A 1,942-nucleotide genomic window follows, 5' to 3' on the forward strand; every position below is an offset into this window, starting at 1 on the left:
TCACTTCAACAGTACGCTTCTTTACATCTGGAAATTTGAATGATTCCCGGGTACACTTTGTCACTGGCAATTCCTTTTCTTTATTCAGCATAGGTGACTGAATTATAAAGAATTATTATGGAATCGCCATCTCCCTTCGTGCAATATTCAGGCTAACTTGTTGTTACATCACCCGCAATCTTGATAGCGTTCACAGGAAATCCTTCAAGCCATCTATCTTCTTTCTGAACTATTGCATAAACTAAATCTGAACCAAGCTGATCTCTTCCAGCACAGAAGCTCAATAAGCATCCATCTAACATGGCGCCATTTTTTAGTAATTTAACTTTCTTGCTGGCTGTTGAGTTTTGTTGATTCATGCGAACGTTGCCTCCACGTTTTTAGCTTTCATGCCAAAACTATAATAACCGAGAAGTTATCGCAACCATCTAATGTCAAAGCTGACTGTATACAGGCACCTATTTAGTTGGGTTACCTGGCTCTCTTCTCCTGCATTTGTGGCACAGTAGAGCATTCATGACTCGGCATCTGGCTATGCCGTGTATCAGGCTCCATTTCTACTATCTTTAATCTTTAGACCACTGCCGCTTCCAAAGCATCTCCAATAGCAATAGCCAGATCACCTAAATTGCCATCGTTGTGTATAGTAAGATCAATGTACTTCTGGCCCAGATCTTTCTCTGATTCGTGAGATGATTTAATTTTGAATGGACTGTTTTGTCTTTCGATCTTCCAGATAACACCGCCATTCCTTTTGATCAATTGCGCTTCATTCTCAAACCGAATATCAGAAACGACGATATCAAGAAGAGATTGTGTTTTTAGTTTTGAGTAAGTTTTTATTTTTAACTCAGTAGGTCTAACAAATGCATCAGGATCAATTGATCGAACCCAACCGCTAAATGAAAACTTAACTTCTCGAGGCGTAAGTCCCCCTAGTAATTCATTAGATTTATCCTTTAGCTCTTGATCATAGAAAAGATTGAGATATATTTCATAATCAGGATGACGATCACAAATACCAAGCGACAGAAATATTCTTCTGACAAACTCAGCTTTAAACGTGATCTCTTTATAACCATATTTATCAGAAAGAAACCGCGCTGCTTCACTCTTCCCAGAACCGATTGCGCCGGTTAAACCGATTAATTTCATTCTAAAATCCACCTCATTTTTGATTTGTTGATAGTTCAGTTATTTTTATGAATATCGTCCTTGTCCGTCTGAATATTTACATCAATCTCCAAAATTCCAGCCATCCACAAAATAACTCCAAACCCAACAACAACCATCACCACAAAACCAACTATTTCCAGAATATTCATTTTATTTATTTTTAATATTAAAGGCTCTAGACTAGCAGAAACAATCTGTTAGTTTAATAAGATGTTAAGAAACAGTGAATTAAGTGATTATTTAATTAAAAAAATCATTCAATTTTTTAGCATTGATATACCAGCCAGCAGCCAGTAAAGCAGCTCTGCTGTTAGGTGAAAACTATAACCCAATTAATCGGTGGCATGGCATTTTCAGGCAAGTAATATATCACCATCAGACTGCCCTTAAAGACAAGTTATCAGGTAACGTGAGTTCGACATAAGGATCACGCTACCACAGCTGGAAGAGCTTGAGGGAGTCTGATATTAAGGGAGGGCTTCTTCTCGCGAAAGGTGTAAGCCACCAGCCCGGCTATCAGATTAGCAAAGAAGTTAACTGGGCTGCGATGGCGGGAATGCTCGATTTGCGAACTATTCTTCAATGGGTCATTGACGGTTTCAATAATTGAGCGTTTACATAAGAGGAGTTTATCAAACAGCGGCAACAGCTTGTTTTTCATATTCTTGCGTACCTTGGTGATGAGCTGCACGCCTTGCTCCCAGAGTTGCTCAAAGAGTGGCTGCGAAATGTAGCCCCGGTCACCAAACAGTTTGCCAAATAAGGA

4 protein-coding genes and 1 pseudogene are annotated in these 1,942 nt (G+C 39.1%); 1 reads left to right on the plus strand and 4 read right to left on the minus strand.

The window, feature by feature from the left end:
- Nucleotides 1–152: 152 nt before the first annotated feature.
- The 3 genes from BM283_RS17670 to BM283_RS20390 all read right to left on the minus strand — a co-directional run bounded on the left by BM283_RS17670 (nt 153) and on the right by BM283_RS20390 (nt 1,325).
- A complete protein-coding gene (locus BM283_RS17670; protein WP_090695472.1) occupies nt 153–359 on the minus strand; it encodes a hypothetical protein in 207 nt (68 codons plus the stop codon).
- A 214-nt stretch (nt 360–573) separates the two neighbouring features.
- Nucleotides 574–1,155, minus strand: a complete 582-nt coding sequence (locus BM283_RS17675; protein WP_090695475.1) for a nucleoside/nucleotide kinase family protein — start codon at nt 1,153–1,155, stop codon at nt 574–576.
- Between the two features lie 35 nt (nt 1,156–1,190).
- The gene (locus BM283_RS20390; protein WP_302848315.1) at nt 1,191–1,325 is read right to left on the minus strand and encodes a hypothetical protein; all 135 of its coding nucleotides are present in this window, start codon (nt 1,323–1,325) and stop codon (nt 1,191–1,193) included.
- Between the two features lie 61 nt (nt 1,326–1,386).
- Between BM283_RS20390 and BM283_RS17680 the strand changes: the two are divergent.
- Nucleotides 1,387–1,588, plus strand: a pseudogene (locus tag BM283_RS17680) (IS1595 family transposase); the annotation flags it as partial.
- Nucleotides 1,589–1,603: 15 nt separating this feature from the next.
- Here BM283_RS17680 and BM283_RS17685 read toward each other — a convergent pair.
- The coding region (locus BM283_RS17685) for a transposase (RefSeq protein WP_139225350.1) at nt 1,604–1,942 on the minus strand (339 nt) is incomplete at its 5' end.

Source organism: Nitrosomonas sp. Nm34 (assembly GCF_900113925.1).
Lineage (GTDB): Bacteria > Pseudomonadota > Gammaproteobacteria > Burkholderiales > Nitrosomonadaceae > Nitrosomonas.